The following is an 18,815-nucleotide window of genomic DNA, read 5'->3' as shown; positions in this document are numbered from 1 at the left end:
TTGACCCTGGCGTACGTCTGGTGCGTGCTGGTGGGGGTTCTCCAAACCTGCACTGTGAAGGCGCACGGTCGGCGAGCCTGGAGTGTGGTGACGCTGGGCCTCCCGACCCTCGTGCGGACGTTCGTCTGCATCCACGAGCGTGGGGAGGCGGAAGCCCTGCAACTCATTGGGCTTTTGAAATCCAGCCAGACGCTCAATTCAGAAAGTGTCGGGTACTGAGGTTTTAGCCCATCCGATTCGGTTCATGTATGTGGCCTGCCTGCCACTGGGCAACATTTCAGCCATATCCTGCTCACTCAGCCTGAATTCTTTTGCCAGACTGCTATAAACCTCTTTCATAGATGTTGCTTCACCCGATCTCAAAAGCCAGAGCAGAGGCCGCATAAAGGTCTGATAGTCGGGAATTGGCATGGTGACTGCTAGCCTAACTCAAAGCCAAAGGCCGCCCATTCACAGATAGACGGCCCAGCTCCTCCGACCTAGACTTTTAAGACTTGTTTCAGTCCGTGTAAGCGCCCACAGCTGCGCTGCTGACCAGCTTGGCGTACTTCGCCAGCACGCCGCGCTTGTAACGTGGTTCCGGCTGCACCCAAGCGGCGCGGCGACGCTCGATTTCCGCATCGTCTACGTGCAGGGTCAGCTCGCAGGTTTCGGCGTTCAGCTCGATGGTGTCGCCTTCGTGTACGAGTGCAATCGGCCCGCCCACAAAGGCTTCGGGGGCGACGTGGCCCACGACCAGCCCGAACGTGCCGCCCGAAAAGCGCCCGTCGGTAATCAGGCCCACGCTGTCGCCCAGTCCCTTGCCGATGATGGCGCTGGTGGGCGAGAGCATTTCGCGCATGCCGGGGCCGCCCTTGGGGCCTTCGTAGCGGATGACCAGCACGTCGCCGGGGTTGATCTGGTCGCTCATGATGGCGTGCATGCTCTCTTCCTCGCTCTCAAAGATGCGGGCGGGGCCAGTAATCTTGATGCTTTTCAGGCCCGAAATTTTCGCCACACTGCCCTCGGGGGCGAGGTTGCCGCGCAGAATGGCGAGGTGGCCCTGCGCGTAGAGCGGCTGATCGTAGGGGCGAATCACGTCCTGTCCGGCGTTGGGTTCTTCCGGCTCGCCTTCCAGATTCTCCGCAATCGTTTTGCCTGTTACGGTCAGGCAGTCGCCGTGCAGCAGGCCCGCCTTCAGCAGCATTTTCATCACGCGGGGAATGCCACCCACGTCGTGAAGGTCGGTGGCAACGTACTGCCCGCTGGGCTTCAGATCACAGAAAACGGGGGTGGCTTCCCGGATACGCTCGAAGTCGGCCAGGTTCAGATCGATGTCGCAGGCGTGGGCCACGGCCATCAGGTGCAGCACGGCATTGGTGGAGCCGCCCACCGCCATGATCACGGTGATGGCGTTCTCGAAGGCCTTCTTGGTCAGGATGTCTTTGGGCCGGATGTCGGCTTCGATCAATTTCAGCAGGGCGCGGGCGCTGTCGGCGCTGCTCACGGCTTTTTCGGCGTCCACGGCGCTCATGGTCGAACTGAAGGGCAGGCTCATGCCCATCGCTTCAAAGGCGCTGCTCATGGTATTGGCGGTGTACATGCCGCCGCACGAGCCGTTGCCGGGGCAGGCGCGTTTTTCGATCTCGTTGAAGTCCTCTCGGCTGATCTTGCCCGCGCCCAGTGCACCCACCGCCTCGAACACGCTCACGATGGTCAGGTCTTTGCCGTTGTAATGACCGGGCTTGATGGTGCCGCCGTACACGAAAATGGCCGGAATATTCAGCCGCGCAATGCCGATCATGGCTCCGGGCATGTTCTTGTCACAGCCGCCCACCACGATCACGCCGTCATGACTCTGGCCCCGGCTCACGGTTTCGATGGAGTCGGCGATCACTTCACGGCTCACCAGACTGCACTTCATGCCCTCGGTGCCCATGCTGATGCCGTCTGACACGGTAATCGTGCCGTACACCTGCGGCATGCCGCCGCCCTCGCGGATGGCCCCGGTGATGTGGCCCGCCAGCTCGCCCAATCCGTTGTTGCAGGGCGTGATGTTGCTCTGCGCGTGTGCCACACCGATGATCGGCTTTTCAAAATCGCCGTCTTCAAAGCCCACCGCCCGCAGCATGGCCCGGTTGGGCGCACGCTCGTCGCCCTGCGTGACCTGATGGCTGTTCCAGTTCAATTTACGTTTGGTGGTGGTATCCGTCATGCGCTACAGCATAGGCCAGTGTGGGCGCGGGTCTGCGGGTGTAGGACAGACAGGGCTAAGATTCTGGGCCACAGGAAGGACGCAGTTGCCCCGTGCATTGCCACCGCTGTCAAGCCAGTGCTCTGTTGGCGACGTCAGTTCTGTGTCAATCAGGCCTGCGGGTTGGAGCAGCATCAAGATTCCGGCTCTTCCTACCTATGCCGCTGGACTTAGGTACGACGTCCTTTCTTCGATACTCGCTTCGCTCGGTTCATCTCTGGATGAACTTCGACCTACCTAATCCAGTACCCACACATGCGCTTTCAGATGCCGCGCCTGCGGATAATCTTCGCCCAAGCTCAGGCGCACATCCAGCCGCCCGCGCCGCCCCGCTTCAGGCAGGCCGATTTCCATCATTCTGTCGAAGGCCACCGGAGACACGCCCGCATGGTTGAGCATCGCCAAGATGTGCCCACCGGGGGCCGTGACTTTGGCAGCCAGAGTCGCGAGGCGGGCGTAATCGCGTTCGGCCCGCCACACGCCCGACTTTTTGCGGGCAAAACTGGGCGGATCGAGAATGACCACATCGAATTCCTGCCCACGCCTGCGGAAGTGTTCCAGCCACTCGAACACGTCGCCGGAAATAAAGTCGGTTTTAGGAGCGTCCAGCCCGCTGAGGCCGTAATTTTCCTGCCCCCAGTTCAGCACCTTACGCGATTGATCCACATTTTTGACATTGCTCGCGCCGCCCAGCAGGGCATTCACGCCAAAGCCGCAGGTGTAGGAAAAGGTATTCAGCACCCGTCCTTCCTGGTGGCCCGCGTGTTCCCGCACCCACTGCCGGGCGCGGCGGGCATCGGGAAAAAGGCCCACACTCAGGTCTGCACCGGGGCGGATCAGAAACGGCACGCCCTCTTCCAGCACCGTGATTTCGGGCCGCGCCTCACCCCAGACCGGATCGGGCGGCGTGAGCAGTTCACGGGCAATATTCGCCGCGTGACGGGCCTCCACCGGACGGCGCTTGAGATACACGCCAGCCAGAGCACCTGCCCGCGCACAGGACCCGGCCAACCGCTGCTCGTCTGCGGGCCACAGGTCAGCGTATAGGCTCAGAATGCCCACGTCGCCCGCCACGTCCACGCAGAACAGCCCGCCCGTTTCGGTGGTATGGATTGCCCGGTAAAACGTGGTTCCAGCAGCCGGAAGGTGCGCCCGCAATGACCACGCGGCAGCCAGCAACTCTTCTAGATTCTCTGGCAGCCCCGCAACCTCACCCGTCATCCTGTTTCCCTTCCCACGGCTTACTCCCCACAACCCACATTCCTTGTTATGGCCTTCCGCCCAGCAGCCACCAGACCGCCGCCGTCGCCACCGCCGTGATCACCCAGAACCGCAAAGTGACGTGCGTTTCGGGCCAGCCGCTCAGCTCAAAGTGGTGCTGAATAGGGCTCATGCGGAAGACGCGCTTGCCCCGCGTTTTGAAGGACACGACCTGAATAACCACGCTGAGTACGGCCACCACAGGAATGATGGCGGCCAGTGGCAGCAGCCACACGTCGGCATAGAGGATGTAGGCACCCGCCGCAATCGCGCCGATGGCGTGGCTGCCCATGTCGCCCATGAAGACGCGGGCCGGGTGGGCGTTGAACCACAGGAAGCCCAGCAGCACGGCCACCAGCAGTGCCGAGACAGGTGACAAGGCCAGCAGTGGCAGCAGCACGATAATTGCCACGCCGCCCAGCAGCCCATCCAGCCCGTCGGTAAAGTTGAAGGCATTGACCGAACCGACCATGACCAGTGTCAGCAAGATGATGTCGCCCACCGTGCCGAACGAGGGCAAGAGTTCGTGACTGGCGAGCGGCGCGGCAAAATAGGCGAAGATCAGGCCAACCAGAATCTGCAGCGGAAACTTTTCGCGGGCCAACAGTTCTTTTTTGCCGCTGCCACGCATGCGCGACACCACTTTCAGGAAGTCGTCCAGCCCACCGATGATGCCCATGCCGAGTGCAGCCAGCATCAGCAGCAGTTCGCGGGAATCTCCAGCATGGCCCGTGAAATACAGCGGAAAAAACACGGCGGCCAGCGCCAGCACGAAGGCCACGCCGCCTGCCGTGGGCGTTCCTTCCTTGACCAGGTGCGTCTGCGGCCCGTCTTTGCGAACCGGCTGCCCCCAGCCCCGCGCCTTGCTGACCCGAATAAACAGGCCCACCAGAAACCAGGACACCAGCGCCGCAAGAATCATCATGGGCGTCCCTGTCCAGAACTGCGGGAAGGCGGATTATTCATGGGCAATATCGGTGGCAAGAAAGTGGGCAGCATCTCAACCGGGGAGAGTACCACGCGCCGAACTGGCCCGAGCCGGAGATGAAGTATCCCCAGCCTGAATAACACAGCGCCGTCTACTGAAAATGGACTGTCAAAGCTGTGAAGCGGGGCGATGCTGAGAGTGTCCCGAAAACGCGGCTGGGTCGGGTGCACCGGACTGACGGGAAGGTCTGATTGGAAGGCCGCCCTCCTCATTCTGCCCAAACAAGGAAAAAGCCGGAGCATCTGGCCCCGGCTTTTCGCATCGGTGTTGGATCTATTTGAGATTGAATCTACTTGAGCTGCGCGATCACCGCTTGAGTAAATTCTTCCGTACCCGCCGTGCCGCCCAGGTCGCGGGTGCGCGGGCCTTCGGTCAGTACGGTGTTCACGGCATTGTCGATCTTGGTCGCCAGTTCGGTTGCGCCGATGTGGTTCAGCATCAGGACAGCGGCCAGAATGCTGGCGGTGGGGTTGCTGATGCCCTGCCCGGCGATGTCGGGGGCGCTGCCGTGCACCGACTCGAAGATACCGAACTTGTCGCCCACGTTGCCGCTGGCCGCGATGCCCAGCCCGCCGACCAGTCCAGCAGCGAGGTCGGACAGGATGTCACCGAACATGTTGGTCATGACCAGCACGTCGAATTGGCGGGGATTGCGAACCAACTGCATGGCCGCGTTGTCCACGATCATGGTGCTGGTGTTCAGGCCTTCCACAGTCTTGGTGTGATCCAGAATCGTGTTCAGGAACAGGCCCTGCGTCACGGGCAGCACGTTCGCCTTGTGCACCACGGTCAGGCGCTTGCTGCGCTTCATGGCGAGGTCGGCGGCAAACTTGCCGATCCGCTCGCTGGCATCCTTGGTGATCACGGTGTCGGCAATGGCCGTATCGCCGTAACGCCGCTCCTGCTCCACGTACAGGCCCTGCGTGTTTTCGCGCACGATGACCAGATCCACGTTTTCGTAGGCTCCGGGCACCGGGCGGGTGCGGGTGGGGCGCACATTGGCATACAGGCCGTACTTCTGCCGCAGGTGGCGGATAGCTCCCGAGAACCCGGCAGGTTTTTCACCGCTGGGGCTGGTGGCCGCGCCGAACAGGGTGGCGTCGGTGCTTTCTACTGCGTCGTAGGTGGCCTGCGGCACGCTGGTGCCGTGATCCAGAAAGTATTCGTACCCGGCCTGTGCGGTTACGTACTCAGCGTCGAACCCGGCGGCGTCCAGAACGCGGCGGGTGGCGGGGATGACCTCGTGACCGATGCCGTCTCCCTCAATCAAACAAATACGGTACTTCGCCATGAGGTCAGTCTAGACGAGAGCCGGAGCAATTGTAAGAATGGAAGCGTTACCGGGGGCGTGACGGGCAGCGGGCAAGTGCTGGGCGATGAGCTTATGGGCCTTGAGTCATGAGCCTCAGCAATGCTCAATACCAGTGGCTTCTAACCCAATGCTGATGGCCTGCCCTGTATCTGCCCCGCCAGTTCCCGCGCCCACAGCGGCCCCAGCAAAAAGCCCTTGCTGCTCAGGCCCGTGAGTTGCCACCAGCCCTGCGGCGTTTGGCCTGCCCGCAGCCCCGACAGCCGCGAGCCGCTCCAGCGTCCAGTCACCTGTACGCCGCTCAGGTCGGCCAGCGTTTCACCTTTTTTCAGCAGCCAGTCCAGTGAACCCAACGGCAGTGGGCCAGCATTCCAGACGGGCGAGGGTCGTTCGAAGGTTGCGCCCAGAACTCCGCCGCCCCCCTCCGGTGAGTGGGCAGCAGGGGAGAGGTAAGCGCCGAAGCTGAGAGGCAGGCTAGACACAGGCCCGGACAGCAGCAGCATGGTTCCGGCCCGGTGGGTGGCAGCGTGGCCTGCCCAGCTTCCGCCCACCGAACCGCCGCACCAGACCACTGCTTTTGCTTCCAGTCTTGTTCCGTCTTCCAGTTCTGCCGCTGCCGCATCCCAACGCATAGCCCGCCCCCGCACCACCCGCGCTCCCGAGGCCGCCAGCAGTGCCCGCGTGAACGCCGCACCGTCCAGCCAGCCCCCTTCAGGCAGATGCAGGACTGCGTCCCAGCCAGGGCTGAGTGGCACAGGGGAATCTGAGGGAGTCAGCCAATGGTGCGCGAGATCGGCGGGAAGGCGTTGTTCAAAGCGGGCACGGGTGCGGGCGTCCGGCACGGGCCGTAATACTCCGGTTTTGCCGTGGGGCACGTGGTATCCGGCTTCAGTCAGAGTCTTGACCACATCCCAGGTCAGCGCCATGCCTGCCACTGCCCCGGCATCCACCGCGCCCGACTGCCCCCGCACCGGGTTCAGCAGGGCCGCCGGAACCGTGCTGGCCGCATGTAACCCAGCATCCAGCACCGTGACCCTCGCCCCGGCCAGCGTCAAGAAATAGGCCATTGACGCGCCTGCCACGCCTGCCCCGATGATCAGAGCGTCGGTCAGTTCACTGCTCCGTTCGGCAGCCTCTCCCCGACCTGTACGGCGTCGGGCAGCACGTTTTCGGCGGGGGGCAGCGGGCAGGTCCAGCCGTCACCGTACGCGCAGTACGGATGGTAGGCCATATTGAAATCCAGATGCACCAGCATCTCGTCACTTTCAGGCGCTTGGGCCAGCGGCGCATCGAGGTAGCGCCCCGCGCCGTAGGTTTCCCCCGTGCGTGAGGTGACATCCCGGAAGGGCACGAAGACCCGTGCGGGTTTGTCTTCGCCCAGAGGGGCAAACAGCGACAAGGTATGCGGGCCGGACGGCAATTCCACGGTAGCCAGGCCAAACCGCGCCATCGTCCGGGTTTCCCCGGTATTGGTCGCCAGCGTCATTTCAGTGCCGTCTCCGGGCTGTACGGGCACGGTAAACACCCACGCCGAATCGGGCGGAAAGTAGCTCAGGCCCCGGAATTCGGCCAGGGCTGTGCCCTGAACCGGCCCCCGCCCCGCCGCAAAATGCTCGTCTTTGCGCCGCCGGAACTCGGCCAAAGCATCGGTGTGCGCCTGATTTACCATTCCACCTTCACCGTGTGGCCCGCGTATTCCACCACATCGCCGCGCCGCAGCTTCTTGCGCCGCCGCGTCTCCACCTCGCCGTTCAGCAGGACTTCACCGCCCTGCACGCGAAATTTGGCCTCACCGCCGGTCTGCACCAGGCCCTGAAGTTTGAGAAAGTCTTGCAGATCAATCGTATCTGCGGGTTGTTTGTCGTTGCGCCCAGTCATGGGGGCAGGGTAGCAGGCTGGGGCGGGGAAGATGTTCCCAGCCCCTGACCCTTCAGCGTTTTTCCACTCGCCGCCACCTATTTCCGGCCTTTACGGTTTGTATTGCCCCCCGAACAACCGCAGATCCAGATCATCCACCCGGCTGTCTCCGTTCAGGTCGCCGGGCAAACTGCCCGTTTTGCCGTAATTGTTCATCATCAGAGCAAAGTCGGTCAGATCGATTGTGCCGTCGCCGTTCAGGTCAGCCCCACTGAGACGCAGTTTGGCGGCTTCGGGCGTCCATGCCTTCAGCCCGATAAAGCGGGTCAGCTCGGCACGGATGGCCTCGGTCAACGGTTTCGGGCCATTTGGATTGAATTCGATGCGCTGATCGGTTCCGGTGCCCAGCACGCGTGCCGAGACGTCTGGATTGAAGGCCACGCCACTCGCGCCGCCGATGCTCAGAATCGGGCCGCTGCTGCTGTCCAGCGTCACGGGCAGGTCTTTGGTGCTGATGGCGGCGAGGGCCTGCTCGATCAGCCGCGTCAGTTCGGCTCCCTGCGGACGAAGTTTGATGGTGGCGGCGCTGACAGGAGTGACCGACAACAGCACACCCAGCAGCAAGAAACGTTTTTGGGCACGGCTCATGGGGTATTCCTTGCGGCCCGGAGTTGATCGCGGAACTTGGCCGGATCACGCTCGAAGGCGTCTGGAGTGGGGGTAGGAGTGGAGGTGCTGACAGGCGCTGGAGCGGTCACTGGTACTGGCACGGCAGGTACTGGCGCGGTAGACCCGGTGAGAGCAGGCACGGGTACAGCAGGGATGGTGCCTGGAGCGGCAGTCGTGGCCGATGCGCCGCTTGCCGTCGTGGTGGGAGGCGTGACCGTGCTTGCGGGTGGCGTGGTTGTCCCCCCAGTTGGGGTGCTGGTCGGGTTACCAGTCGGGGTGCCAGTTGGAGTAGGTACGACCGGATTGCTGACTGCTGCCGTCGCGCCGTCTACAGGAGGTGTGGCGGGAGGAGTCGTCGCGGTGGCCGCCGTGCCTGTCCCAGCACTGGTTGGCGTTGTGCTGGTGGCTGGTGTACCTGTCGCTGGATTGGTTGTTGGCGCAGTCGTAACAGTCTGTGCGGGCGCTTCTGCCGCAAAAGCTGCTGCCGTCGCCGCCTCATTCCAGCGGGTCACGCGGCCATTCACCACCGGATATGCGCCCTGATTGAAGCCCACCAACGGGCTGTCCTGCGTGCCGGTGTACAGCAGCAAGAACACGTCCTGTCCAGAGTTCAGCGTGGGCACGTCCTGAAGGCCCGCCAGAAACATCAGGGTGGGTTTGCCTTCAAGTACAGGCAGGCTGGCTACGTCTCCAGCGATGGTTTCGGTCACGGTCAGCGGGTAGTTGATCCACGACACCCCGGCGCTCTGGGTGGTGGTGGGTGCGCCCACCGTGGCCCGCACGATCACCTGAGCTTTTTTGGCCTGCTGTGTCAGTGTCAATTCCGTGAACGTACTGGCCTGCCCGGTAGTGAGTGCCGTGGTCAGGGTCAGCAGCGCTGCAAATCTCACCGAAAGTCCCGCCGCTTTCATGCCTGACTTCCAGCAGGAAGAAGGCTGGGCGGAAGCTGCGTATTGGGGCCGGGAGGAGGACTGACGATTGGGTTGCCATCACTGTCAGTGTCGGGCGGGGTGGGGCTGGGTTCCACGGGCGGGGGAGGAGTTGTCACGGGTTCGGTGGTGCTGGGTGATGTGGTGGTGTCGGCGGGTTGGGTGGGGGCTACGGGCGTGGCGGGATTGGCTGGAACGGGTGTACCGGACGTTCCCGTTCCTGCTGGAGCTGTTGCTGGAGTCGTTCCCGGTACAGTTGCTCCCGGTACGTTGGGCATGCCCTGCTGCGCCAGCAGTTTGCCGGTGCCGTCGCGGGCCTCGAATGCCAGGCCCGTGGCGCTGAGGGTCACGGGGCCGCTGGGCCGGATGCTGACCAGCATCACCCGTGCGCCCGCACGCGGAATGGCCTTGAAGCCCACGCTGACGTTGAGGGTCTGTCCAACCTGTTGCCAGAACAGTACGCCGCCGTTCTCGCCGGGCTGCACTCTGGTCACGGTCACGCCTTTGGGCAGAGTCCAGACCATGCGTGCTGCGCGAACGGCACGCGGCCCCGCAATCGTGACCGGAACCCGCGTTTCGCCCCGGATTTCTCCGGTGGGCAGCGTGGGGGCCAGGGCCAGGGGCGGCAGGTCGTTGATGTTCAGGGTGTATTCCTGCACCTTGCTTCTGAGGCCCGCGTCGTTGGTTTCCAGCGTAAATTTATAGGCCCCGATTTTGGTGGGCCTGCCGACCAGCCGCCCGCCGCTGAGGCTGATGCCCGGTGGCAGGCTGCCTGCCGCTACCCGGAAGCCGTATGGCCCCGTACCACCCGTGACCACCAGGGGCGCTTCGTAGGCTTCGGCCACGTAGCCCACCGGGAGGGACGTGAGGGAAAAGGTCAATGGGTCTGCCCCAGTGGTGGCGGTGCTGCCTGTACTGCTGCCACAGGAGCTCAGGGTACCTAGTCCCAGCAGCGCCACGGTCAGCAGCGGCCAGAGGCGCGGAGCAGGCGCACGCCGCAGCGGGTGAATCGGATGCATGGAGGCAGTGTAACGGGATGAGAGTGCAGGCAGATGGGGAAAACGTAAGCATGGGGTTCTGGAGATGAGCGGCAGCCTGGGCCACAGGCAGCAGACCCCACGTTCCGGCCCGTTTTGCGGCGCTAGACTTTGCCCATGACCATGCAGATCACCAAAACCCCCGCCCCCCCAGTGGGCACCCAGTTGGGACGCTACACCGTAGACCGTGTCGAACCTCTGCCGGAGATGCAGGGCACGCTGGTGCTGCTGCGCCACGAACTCGGCGCACGCCACGCCCACGTGATCCGGGAAGACGACAATCTGGCCTTTGGCGTCACCTTTCCCACCGTCCCCAAAGACAGTACGGGTGTGGCGCACATTCTGGAACATGTGGCCCTGATGGGCAGCCAGAAATACCCGGTGCCTGATCCCTTTTTTGCGATGGCCCCGCGCAGCCTGAACACCTTCATGAACGCCATGACCGCCAACGACTGGACGACCTACCCGTTTTCCACGCGCAACGTGCAGGATTACTTCAACCTGCTGTCGGTTTACCTTGACGCCACCTTTTTCCCCCTGCTGCGCTACGAATCCTTCCGGCAGGACGGCCACCGCTTCGAGTTCGAGAAGCTGGACGACCCCAGCAGCACGCTGAAGTTGCAGGGCGTGGTCTACAACGAGATGAAGGGCGCGATGGCAAGTGCGGGTTCGGTGATGTGGCGCTCATTGGGCAAGGCGCTGTATCCCGACCTCACCTACGCGGTCAACAGCGGCGGCGAGCCGAACGACATTCCCAACCTCACCTACGAGGGGCTGCGGGCCTTTCACGCGGCGCATTACCACCCCAGCAACGCCTTCTTCTTCACCTACGGCAATCAGGATCTGGGGCGCGTGCTGGACGAGATCGAAGGGCATGTCATGGCCCGGTTCGCGCCGCAAATCCTGGATGTCAGCGTGCCCGACCAGGCCAGTTTTGCCGAACCCCGCCGCGTAGACGTGACCTATCCGGGATCGGACACGGAGCGCGGCGGTCAGGTACTGCTGGCCTGGAAACTGGGCCGTTCCAGCAACCCTGACCTGAATCTGCGCTGGAGTGTGCTCAGCGACGTGCTGCTGGGCAACCCCGCCGCGCCCCTGACCCGCCCGCTGATCGAATCGGGCATCGGCTCGGCGCTGGCCGACCTGACCGGCTACCGCGATTCCTTCCGTGAGGGAGCCTTCGCCGTGGGTCTCAAGGGACTCAGCGCAGGCAAGGCCGCCGAAGTCGAACAACTGGTGCTGGACACGCTGGCGGGCATTGCGCGGGAAGGCATCCCCGCCGACCTGATCGCCAGCAGCCTGCATCAATTTGAAATCGGGCAGAAGGAAGTCAGCAACAGCGGTTATCCGTATGGCCTGCAAGTGATGTTCCGGCTGCTGGGGCCGTGGCTGTACGGCGGCGACCCCGTGACCGGGCTGCGGTTGGATGCCGAACTGGACAGCCTGCGGGCCGATCTGGACAGCGGTAAGCGGGTCTTCGAGGAAATGCTGGAAGAACTGTTGGCTCTGCCGCACCGCGTCACGATGGTGGTCACGCCCGATCCGCTGCTGGCGTCACAGGCCGAGCAGGCCGAACGCCAACTCGTCGAGAATCTCAGCAAGGACTTTACCGACGAAGACCGCGCCCGGATCGTCCGCGAGAGCTTGCAGCTTCAGTCGCTTCAGGCGCAGGAATCCGACCCCAATGTGCTGCCCACACTGGCCCTGAGCGACGTGACCCCTGGCGTGCAGCGCCCCGACTACTCCACCACGCAGGAAGGCCGCGCTCTGGTGGGCCGCGTGCCTCAGCCCACGGGCGGCCTGACCTATCTGGACGTGCAGGTGCGCTTGCCCGAGCTGCCCGCCGACCTATTGGACGTGCTGCCGCTGTACACCTACGCCGTGACCCGCAGCGGCGCGGCTGGGCAGGATTACGCCGAATTGTCGCGCCGGATCGAGGCTGTGACGGGTGGCGTGAGCGCCAGCGCAGGCGTGGGCACGGCTCCCGATGATCTCAGCGCCGTGCGCTTGGCGGTCACGTTCAGCGGCAAGGCGCTGGCCCGCAACGGTGGCGCACTTGTTGGCGTCCTGCACGACCTGCTCTCGGCCCCCGAATTCACCCGCGAACGCACCCGGCAACTGCTGGAGCAGCGTTTATCGGGCATGAAGGCCAGCGTGGTGGGGTCGGGCAGCGCCTACGCAGACCGCCTCGCCTCGGCACAGGTCAGCGCCGCCGCCGTGCTGGAGGAACGCTTTGGCGGACTGACCTCCTTGGCGACCCTCAAGGCCATCGTGGAAGGTCCAGCAGCAGATCACTCGGCAGGCGAGCAGAGCGCAGAAGCCCTGGATGCCCGCATTGACGCCCTGCTGGGCCAATTTGCCCGAATCCGTGAGCTGATCACGCAGGGCCAGCCCCTGATCTGCCTCACGGCCACCCCAGATGACATTGGCCTTGACGTGCAGCCCATTACCGGCCTGTTTACTGGAGACGCCCCCACCGGACGCCCCACGCTGGCCCCGCTGGGCACTGGCCCGCAGGCCCGCACCACCGATTCCCCGGTGGCCTTCAATGCCGTTGCCTATCCCACCGTGCCCTATACGCACCCCGATAGCCCCGCGCTGCTGGTGCTGTCGCGCCTGCTCAGAAGCGAATACATGCTCAAGGAAATCCGCGAGAAGGGCGGCGCATACGGCGGCGGCGCGAGTTTCGATACTCGGGCAGGCGTGTTTTCCATGACCAGTTACCGTGACCCGCACATTGCCCGCACCTATCAGGTCTTCCGCGATGCCCGCGCCTTCCTCGATACGCCGCTGGGCGAGCGCGAATTGACCGAGGCCATCCTGACCTCCAGCAAAATTCTCGATCCCCTGACCAGCCCTGATACGGTGGGCCGCCTGCGCTTTTACGGCGATCAGGCCGGATTTACCCCCGAAGTGCAGGAAGCCTTCAAGGCCCGCCTGCTGACCGTAACACTGGACGATCTGCGCCGCGTGATGGATGCTTACCTGACGCCCGAGCGGGCCGCTTATGCCTTGGTGGCGGGGCGCGATCCCAATGCGGAAGTGGAGGGACTGGGGCTGAAATTCGAGGTGCAGGGAGTCTAGAACCCGTGAGTGGTGAGTAGTCAGTGGTGAGTGGAAAGGTCAAGGGCACGGGGAAAGAATCTCCTCTGTGCCCTTGATCTTTTTCCATTGACCACTCACCACTACCCACTCACGTTTCATCCCCGGTGATACGGTTCCCCCGCGCTGATCGTTGCTGCCCGGTACAGCGCTTCTGCCAGCACCACCATCGCCAGATCGTGTGGCAGGGTCAGGGTGCCCAGGCTCCACAGCGCGTAGGCTCCGGCCCGCAACTCGTCGGTGTGGCCTTCCGGGCCGCCGATGGCAAACGCCAGCTCTCCTGTGCCGCCCAACCCCTGCCCGTCCAGATACGCCGCCAGCCCTTCCGACGTGAACTGCTGGCCGCGTGGATCGAGCAGGATCAGCGGCGTTTTTCCGGCAGCGCGGCGCACGGCTTCGCTTTCCAGCGCCTGCGTTTTGCCCGCCACCCGTGTCACGGTCAATTTGTGATAGCGGCGCAGGCGTTTTTCGTACTCGTCCCAGCCTGCGCGGGCATAGGCCAGTTTGGGTTCGCCCACGGTAATCAGGTGCAGTCTCATGAGGGCAGTGTGGCAGAAGGTGGCAGTGGGGTAGAAGCTGTTTGCCTGACCCGCCGGGGGGGAACTTCTCCGCAGTACACAGGCATACAGCGCAGGCACGCCCCGCCCGCTAAACTGGTGGATATGTCCGTTTTGCTTTGGCTTCCACTTCCAACCGGGAGGTGTGCTTGAACTACGCGGCGACTCTGGCGGTACTGGTGGTGCTGTCGTTCAGTTTTCCGCTGACGGTGCGTTTGGGCGCTCAGTTGGGCGTGCCCGAGGTGCTGGGGGCGTCCATGCTGGGTGCCGTCCTGACCTTTTCGTTGGCGGCCTATGTGGTTCGCTGGCAGGTCACGCGTCACCGCGTCACGGTGCAGCGGTTGGCGGCGGCGCGGGCACAGGTGGCTGCCGATCCGTCCAGCCCCCGCGCCTATTTCGTGGGCGGAGAACATCTGGGCCTGATCCTCTTGCGCCTGGACCGCCGCCGCGAGGCTGCCGAGGTGATCGACCGGTTCGCCCGATTAGGCGGAGCGCGGGAAAGCGAAATCGTGGCCCTGCGCGAGGCCCTGTCCAATGCTGAACGCCGTCAGCGCCGCGCACAGGGGCGTGAAGCGTGAAGACGCCGGGACGCGAAGGGTGAGGGTCTACGGGATGGAGGCCGCAAGGATGCGTATCCTGAGAGGTATGAAGGTTGCCAGTGTTTGCCAGCAGTACCCCAAGCAAGGAGCGCACCTATGAGGGCCTACAAGGGCATCGTGGAAGATGGAGTGGTGGTTTTGATCGGCGCACGCCTTCCCGAAGGCACGGTGGTCACGGTCACGGTGGGTGAAACCGAACTGCTCCGCGCCCGCATCACCAGCGCCCTGAAGCGCCCACGCAAGGTGCGGGTGCGGGTCAAGCCCACGCCGGGTCTCGCCATGTCTCACTGGCAGCTGGAAGGCACGACATCCCGCCCACCGTCCGATGAGTAGGCCCGCAACGATGAATGTGGCCGATGAAGGGGGAGCAGGTGAAGACCGGGTAGAGGATGTGCAGGCGTTGTCCCCAGAAGGACAGGACACGGACGAAGACTGGCTGGAGTCATCTGCCGCAGAGCAGGCAGAGGCCCCCGCCGATCTGCCCCCCCTCAGCCCCATTCCAGAGGGGGCGCGGGTGTGGCTGGTGCCGACGCCCGTAGGGAACCTGGGCGACCTGACCTTGCGGGCCATAGAGGTCTTGCGGGCCGCCGATGCTGTGGCCTGCGAAGATACCCGCCGTACCGGGGCGCTGCTGTCCTATCTGGGCATTCGCAAACCGCTGGTGCGGCTGGATGCCCATACCATGCGCCGCGCCCCGCAGGTGCTGGAACGCTACGCCCGCCTTGCCTACGTCAGCGATGCAGGCACGCCGGGGATCAGTGACCCCGGTGCAGAACTTGTGCAGGCGGCCATCGCTGTAGGGGTGCCTGTAGAGGTGCTGCCCGGAGCCACGGCCTTCGTGCCTGCGCTGGTGCTGTCGGGCCTGGACAACGCCCGTTTTACCTTCGAGGGATTCCTGCCGCGTTCGGGCAAAGACCGCAAAACTCGCCTGAGCGCGGTGGCGGCGCGTGCCGAAACCAGCATCATCTACGAGAGTCCTCACCGCCTGCACGCCACCCTGACCGATCTGGCGGCCAGTTGCGGCCCACTGCGGCAAGCCAGCGTGACGCGGGAGTTGTCCAAGCGGTTCGAGGAAACCCGGCGCGGCACCTTGACTGAATTGGCAGCGCACTTTGAGGCAGGTGCACGCGGAGAAATCGTGATGGTGGTGGCGGGCAGACCAGAGGGCGAACCGGACCCAGAGCAGCCCGTGACCGATCCGGCAGAGCAGGCCAGAGCGTGGGCAGCAGCGGGGCAGAGCGTCAGGGATATACGTGACGCACTCATGCGGCAGGGTTTGCGTAAGAATGACGCTTACGCGTTGGCCTTACAGGTCACCCAGGTTCAGGCCACCTGAGCCGAGGTCCACGGCGTGACGCGGGCCGGGTTCAACTCGGCGCAACAGTCCTGAACGCCTCTTTTCCCATCATTTTCCTGCTTTCCCTCCAACCTACCGAGGCCCACCATGACTGAACCAGATACCCAATATCCCAATTCCAGCGGCCTGAAACGTGTGGCCGTCCTGACCAGCGGCGGAGACGCACCCGGCATGAACGCGGCCATCCGCGCCGTTGTGCGTACGGCCACCCACAACGGCATCGAAGTCGTGGGCGTACGCCGGGGCTTTCAGGGGCTGCACGAGGGTGATATGGCCCTGATCGGCCCCCGCGACGTTGCCAACACCATTCAGCGTGGCGGCACGATCCTGCTCACGGCCCGCTCTCATACGTGGCGCAGCCCCGAAGGTCGGGCCAAAGGCGCACAGAACCTGCGTGACTGGAAGGTAGACGGTCTGATTGTCATCGGCGGCGACGGCAGCTTTCACGGCGCACATTATTTGCAGCAGGAACACGGCTTTCCCGTGATCGGCGTGCCCGGCACCATCGACAACGATCTGTACGGCACCGACCACACCATCGGGTACTTCACGGCAGTCGAAACGGCCCTCGACGCCGTAGACAAACTGCGCGATACCGGAGCCAGCCACGAGCGAATCTTCGTGATTGAGGTCATGGGACGCCATGCCGGACACATCGCGCTGGACGTGGCAGTCGCGGGCGGGGCCGAAGAAGTCTTTATCCCTGAAGATGCCAAGCCCGTAGACGGCGTGGTGGACATCGTGAAAGCCAGCCTCGCCAAAGGGAAGGCCAGCTCGATCATTATTGTGGCCGAGGGCTATCCGGGCGGCGCAGAGGGCGTCAGCAAGGCCATTCACGAGGGCACGGGCCAGGAAACCCGCGTCAGCATTCTGGGGCACATCCAGCGCGGCGGGACGCCTGTTTCCAGTGACCGCGTTCTGGCCAGCCGACTCGGAGAAGCTGCCGTCTACGCCCTGATGGACGGCAGGAGTGACGTGATGGTGGGGCGGCAGGGCGGAGGCATCAGCCACATTCCGCTGCACGATACGTGGGAGAAACGCAAGGATGTCAACCGCGACCTGTACCGCTGCGCCAAAACCCTGAGCGTATAGCACACCCTGGCAGGATCATGAAAAGCCAGCCGCTCCAATCAAATGGGGTGGCTGGCTTTTCACTGTGATCGGTACAACTTGTAGAAACTTCTCCTGATCTGGCGTTTTGGTGCCTGAGCAGCAGTCAGAGCCGAGAGAGATCAGACCGGACGGCCTTCAGTTGGGCAGCAGTCCGGTCCGGTTGTGGTTTATTCCCGTTCTACGTTCCGCAGGAAGGCGGGGATGTCGTAATCCTTGGGGTCATAGGTGCTGGTTGCGGTGCCGCGCACTGGTTTCACGATGGTTTCGATGCTGCTGCGGCCACTGGTGCCCCCGGCGATGCTGATCGGCGTGTCGTTGAATCCGGTGGCAATCACGGTAACGCGTACCTCGTCGCCAGCGGCCTCGTCTGGGGTGATGCCGAACAGAATGTCGGGATCTTCGAAACCCGTGGCCTCACGGATTTTCTCGACGATTTCGTTGGCGTCGGTCATCGACAGGTCGAAGCTGCCCGTAACATTGACCAGAATCCGGCGTGCGCCGTCGATCCCGCGTTCCAGCAGCGGGCTGTGAATGGCGCTCATGGCGGCTTCTTCGGCCACCTTTTCGCCCCGGCCTGCGCCGATGCCCATCAAGACGGTGCCCGAATTGGCAAGCAGGTTACGCACATCGGCAAAATCGAGATTGATCATGCCTTCCACGTTGATCACGTCGCTGATGCCCTTCACGCCGTAGTACAGCACGCGGTCGGCAATGAGGAAGGCCTCACGGAAGCTGACCTTCTTGTCTACGGCAGTGAGCAATTTCTCGTTGTTCACCACGATCATGCCGTCTACGCGGTCGGCCAGTTTACCGATGCCTTCTTCGGCCACCCGCAGGCGCTTGGGTCCCTCAAACTTGAAGGGCCGCGTGACGATGGCAACCGTCAGCACGCCCATTTCGCGGGCAATTTCGGCCACGACAGGGGCGCTGCCCGTGCCTGTGCCGCCGCCCATACCCGCTGTAATAAACAGCATATCGGTGCCGTCGAGGTATTCCTTGATGCGTTCCCGGTCTTCGAGGGCCGCTTTCTCGCCCACTTCCGGGTCGGCACCTGCGCCGAGGCCGCGTGTCAGGCGGTCTCCGAGCTGAATCCGCACCTCGGCATGGCTTTTTGCCAACACCTGAGCGTCGGTATTTCCGGCGATAAATTCTACGCCTTCGAGTCCTGATTCAATCATGCGGTTAACGGCGTTGTTGCCCGCCCCGCCCAAGCCGATCACACGAATTTTGGCCGCTTGCATTATGTCTCCTTACGTTCCGGCACTGCACGTTCCGGTACTGCCGCTGAGGGCGTACCGTAGCTGTCCGCTACTCGGCGTAGTTTAACCCACGAGCCATACGATTGGGCGTTGAGATTGAAGCTGACCCCCTCACTGCACAAGCAGGTGATGGGCGAGATGCAGAATTGGCCCTGGCTATAGCGGATGAACAATCGAATCACGTTGTACTCGTCTGAAGAGTTAAATTTTACTCAGATGCCTAGAGATGGGGGAGTCGATAAGAAAGCTGACCAGACTATGTGAAATATATTAAGTAGGTTACAGTTGGCTCCCTGAATCCCTGCCAGAGCGTTTTGGAATCATGATTGTGCGTAAAACACAATTCTCCACGAATTACTTCAGTCCACTCTTCGGCAGATAAATGTGAAGTCTTTCTCACTGTTTTGGCACGTACTTGCTCGGTTCATCTTGAGATGAGGTTTGACCGACCTGTGAATGATGTGGAACTAGAATGGCTTCTTGATAGAGGGGTGCCATCTTGAAGTCTCTGGCGTTTCTGTCTCCTGCCCTGCTGTACGGGTTGCA

Annotated in this window: 18 protein-coding genes and 1 pseudogene; 6 read left to right on the top strand and 13 right to left on the bottom strand. The window is 63.1% G+C overall.

The features are described from left to right. A pseudogene (locus tag F561_RS29495) lies at window positions 1-219 on the top strand (IS4 family transposase); the annotation flags it as partial. Here the strand turns inward: F561_RS29495 and F561_RS30500 are convergent. The 11 genes from F561_RS30500 to F561_RS0109490 all read right to left on the bottom strand — a co-directional run bounded on the left by F561_RS30500 (window position 199) and on the right by F561_RS0109490 (window position 10,264). Beyond that, window positions 199-384 carry a winged helix-turn-helix domain-containing protein gene (locus tag F561_RS30500; protein ID WP_425386918.1) on the bottom strand — a complete coding sequence of 62 codons (186 nt, stop codon included), beginning with the start codon at window positions 382-384 and terminating at the stop codon, window positions 199-201. The pseudogene F561_RS29495 and the gene F561_RS30500 sit on opposite strands and share 21 nt — an antisense overlap. Before the next feature lie 115 nt (window positions 385-499). Beyond that, the gene (gene ilvD / locus F561_RS0109535) at window positions 500-2,194 is read right to left on the bottom strand and encodes a dihydroxy-acid dehydratase (RefSeq protein WP_019009733.1); all 1,695 of its coding nucleotides are present in this window, start codon (window positions 2,192-2,194) and stop codon (window positions 500-502) included. Between the two features lie 276 nt (window positions 2,195-2,470). Next, a complete protein-coding gene (locus tag F561_RS0109530) occupies window positions 2,471-3,454 on the bottom strand; it encodes a class I SAM-dependent rRNA methyltransferase (protein WP_019009732.1) in 984 nt (327 codons plus the stop codon). Between the two features lie 46 nt (window positions 3,455-3,500). After that, window positions 3,501-4,418 carry a phospho-N-acetylmuramoyl-pentapeptide-transferase gene (locus tag F561_RS0109525; protein ID WP_019009731.1) on the bottom strand — a complete coding sequence of 306 codons (918 nt, stop codon included), beginning with the start codon at window positions 4,416-4,418 and terminating at the stop codon, window positions 3,501-3,503. Window positions 4,419-4,770: 352 nt separating this feature from the next. Next, window positions 4,771-5,772 (bottom strand): isocitrate/isopropylmalate dehydrogenase family protein, encoded by a 1,002-nt coding sequence (locus F561_RS0109520; RefSeq protein ID WP_019009730.1) that lies wholly within the window; start codon window positions 5,770-5,772, stop codon window positions 4,771-4,773. 140 nt (window positions 5,773-5,912) lie between these two features. Continuing rightward, entirely contained in the window at window positions 5,913-6,887 is a 975-nt protein-coding gene (locus F561_RS0109515; RefSeq protein ID WP_083922389.1) for an NAD(P)/FAD-dependent oxidoreductase, read from the bottom strand. Between the two features lie 11 nt (window positions 6,888-6,898). Continuing rightward, window positions 6,899-7,459 (bottom strand): DUF1684 domain-containing protein, encoded by a 561-nt coding sequence (locus F561_RS0109510; protein WP_019009728.1) that lies wholly within the window; start codon window positions 7,457-7,459, stop codon window positions 6,899-6,901. Then, window positions 7,453-7,668, bottom strand: coding sequence for an RNA-binding S4 domain-containing protein (locus tag F561_RS0109505; protein WP_019009727.1), 216 nt, complete (start codon window positions 7,666-7,668; stop codon window positions 7,453-7,455). Before F561_RS0109505 ends, F561_RS0109510 begins: the two co-directional genes overlap by 7 nt. A gap of 90 nt (window positions 7,669-7,758) precedes the next feature. After that, window positions 7,759-8,295 (bottom strand): hypothetical protein, encoded by a 537-nt coding sequence (locus tag F561_RS0109500; protein WP_019009726.1) that lies wholly within the window; start codon window positions 8,293-8,295, stop codon window positions 7,759-7,761. Further along, window positions 8,292-9,227 (bottom strand): hypothetical protein, encoded by a 936-nt coding sequence (locus F561_RS27840; protein WP_019009725.1) that lies wholly within the window; start codon window positions 9,225-9,227, stop codon window positions 8,292-8,294. Before F561_RS27840 ends, F561_RS0109500 begins: the two co-directional genes overlap by 4 nt. Continuing rightward, window positions 9,224-10,264: a hypothetical protein gene (locus F561_RS0109490; RefSeq protein ID WP_019009724.1), complete on the bottom strand. Its 1,041-nt coding sequence runs from the start codon at window positions 10,262-10,264 to the stop codon at window positions 9,224-9,226. Before F561_RS0109490 ends, F561_RS27840 begins: the two co-directional genes overlap by 4 nt. 135 nt (window positions 10,265-10,399) lie before the next feature. Between F561_RS0109490 and F561_RS0109485 the strand changes: the two genes are divergently transcribed. Then, window positions 10,400-13,366: an insulinase family protein gene (locus tag F561_RS0109485; RefSeq protein ID WP_019009723.1), complete on the top strand. Its 2,967-nt coding sequence runs from the start codon at window positions 10,400-10,402 to the stop codon at window positions 13,364-13,366. A gap of 116 nt (window positions 13,367-13,482) precedes the next feature. Here the strand turns inward: F561_RS0109485 and F561_RS0109480 are convergent, their stop codons facing one another. Further along, the gene (locus tag F561_RS0109480; protein ID WP_019009722.1) at window positions 13,483-13,923 is read right to left on the bottom strand and encodes a 23S rRNA (pseudouridine(1915)-N(3))-methyltransferase RlmH; all 441 of its coding nucleotides are present in this window, start codon (window positions 13,921-13,923) and stop codon (window positions 13,483-13,485) included. A gap of 167 nt (window positions 13,924-14,090) precedes the next feature. Between F561_RS0109480 and F561_RS0109475 the strand changes: the two genes are divergently transcribed. The 4 genes from F561_RS0109475 (at window position 14,091) to pfkA (ending at window position 16,989) form a co-directional block, all read left to right on the top strand. Continuing rightward, on the top strand, window positions 14,091-14,519 hold the full coding sequence (locus tag F561_RS0109475; RefSeq protein WP_019009721.1) for a hypothetical protein: 429 nt from the start codon (window positions 14,091-14,093) through the stop codon (window positions 14,517-14,519). Between the two features lie 117 nt (window positions 14,520-14,636). Beyond that, the gene (locus F561_RS0109465) at window positions 14,637-14,873 is read left to right on the top strand and encodes a hypothetical protein (protein ID WP_019009720.1); all 237 of its coding nucleotides are present in this window, start codon (window positions 14,637-14,639) and stop codon (window positions 14,871-14,873) included. Between the two features lie 10 nt (window positions 14,874-14,883). After that, window positions 14,884-15,876: a 16S rRNA (cytidine(1402)-2'-O)-methyltransferase gene (rsmI, locus tag F561_RS0109460; protein WP_019009719.1), complete on the top strand. Its 993-nt coding sequence runs from the start codon at window positions 14,884-14,886 to the stop codon at window positions 15,874-15,876. A 108-nt stretch (window positions 15,877-15,984) separates the two neighbouring features. Further along, window positions 15,985-16,989, top strand: coding sequence for a 6-phosphofructokinase (pfkA, locus tag F561_RS0109450; protein ID WP_019009718.1), 1,005 nt, complete (start codon window positions 15,985-15,987; stop codon window positions 16,987-16,989). Between the two features lie 188 nt (window positions 16,990-17,177). Here pfkA and ftsZ read toward each other — a convergent pair whose 3' ends face one another. Beyond that, window positions 17,178-18,251, bottom strand: a complete 1,074-nt coding sequence (ftsZ, locus tag F561_RS0109445; protein ID WP_019009717.1) for a cell division protein FtsZ — start codon at window positions 18,249-18,251, stop codon at window positions 17,178-17,180. Window positions 18,252-18,815: the final 564 nt, after the last annotated feature.

This window comes from Deinococcus aquatilis DSM 23025, assembly GCF_000378445.1.
GTDB classification, from domain to species: domain Bacteria; phylum Deinococcota; class Deinococci; order Deinococcales; family Deinococcaceae; genus Deinococcus; species Deinococcus aquatilis.
Note: the sequence above shows the minus strand (reverse complement) of the source record. Positions and strands in the feature narration are given on the sequence as shown.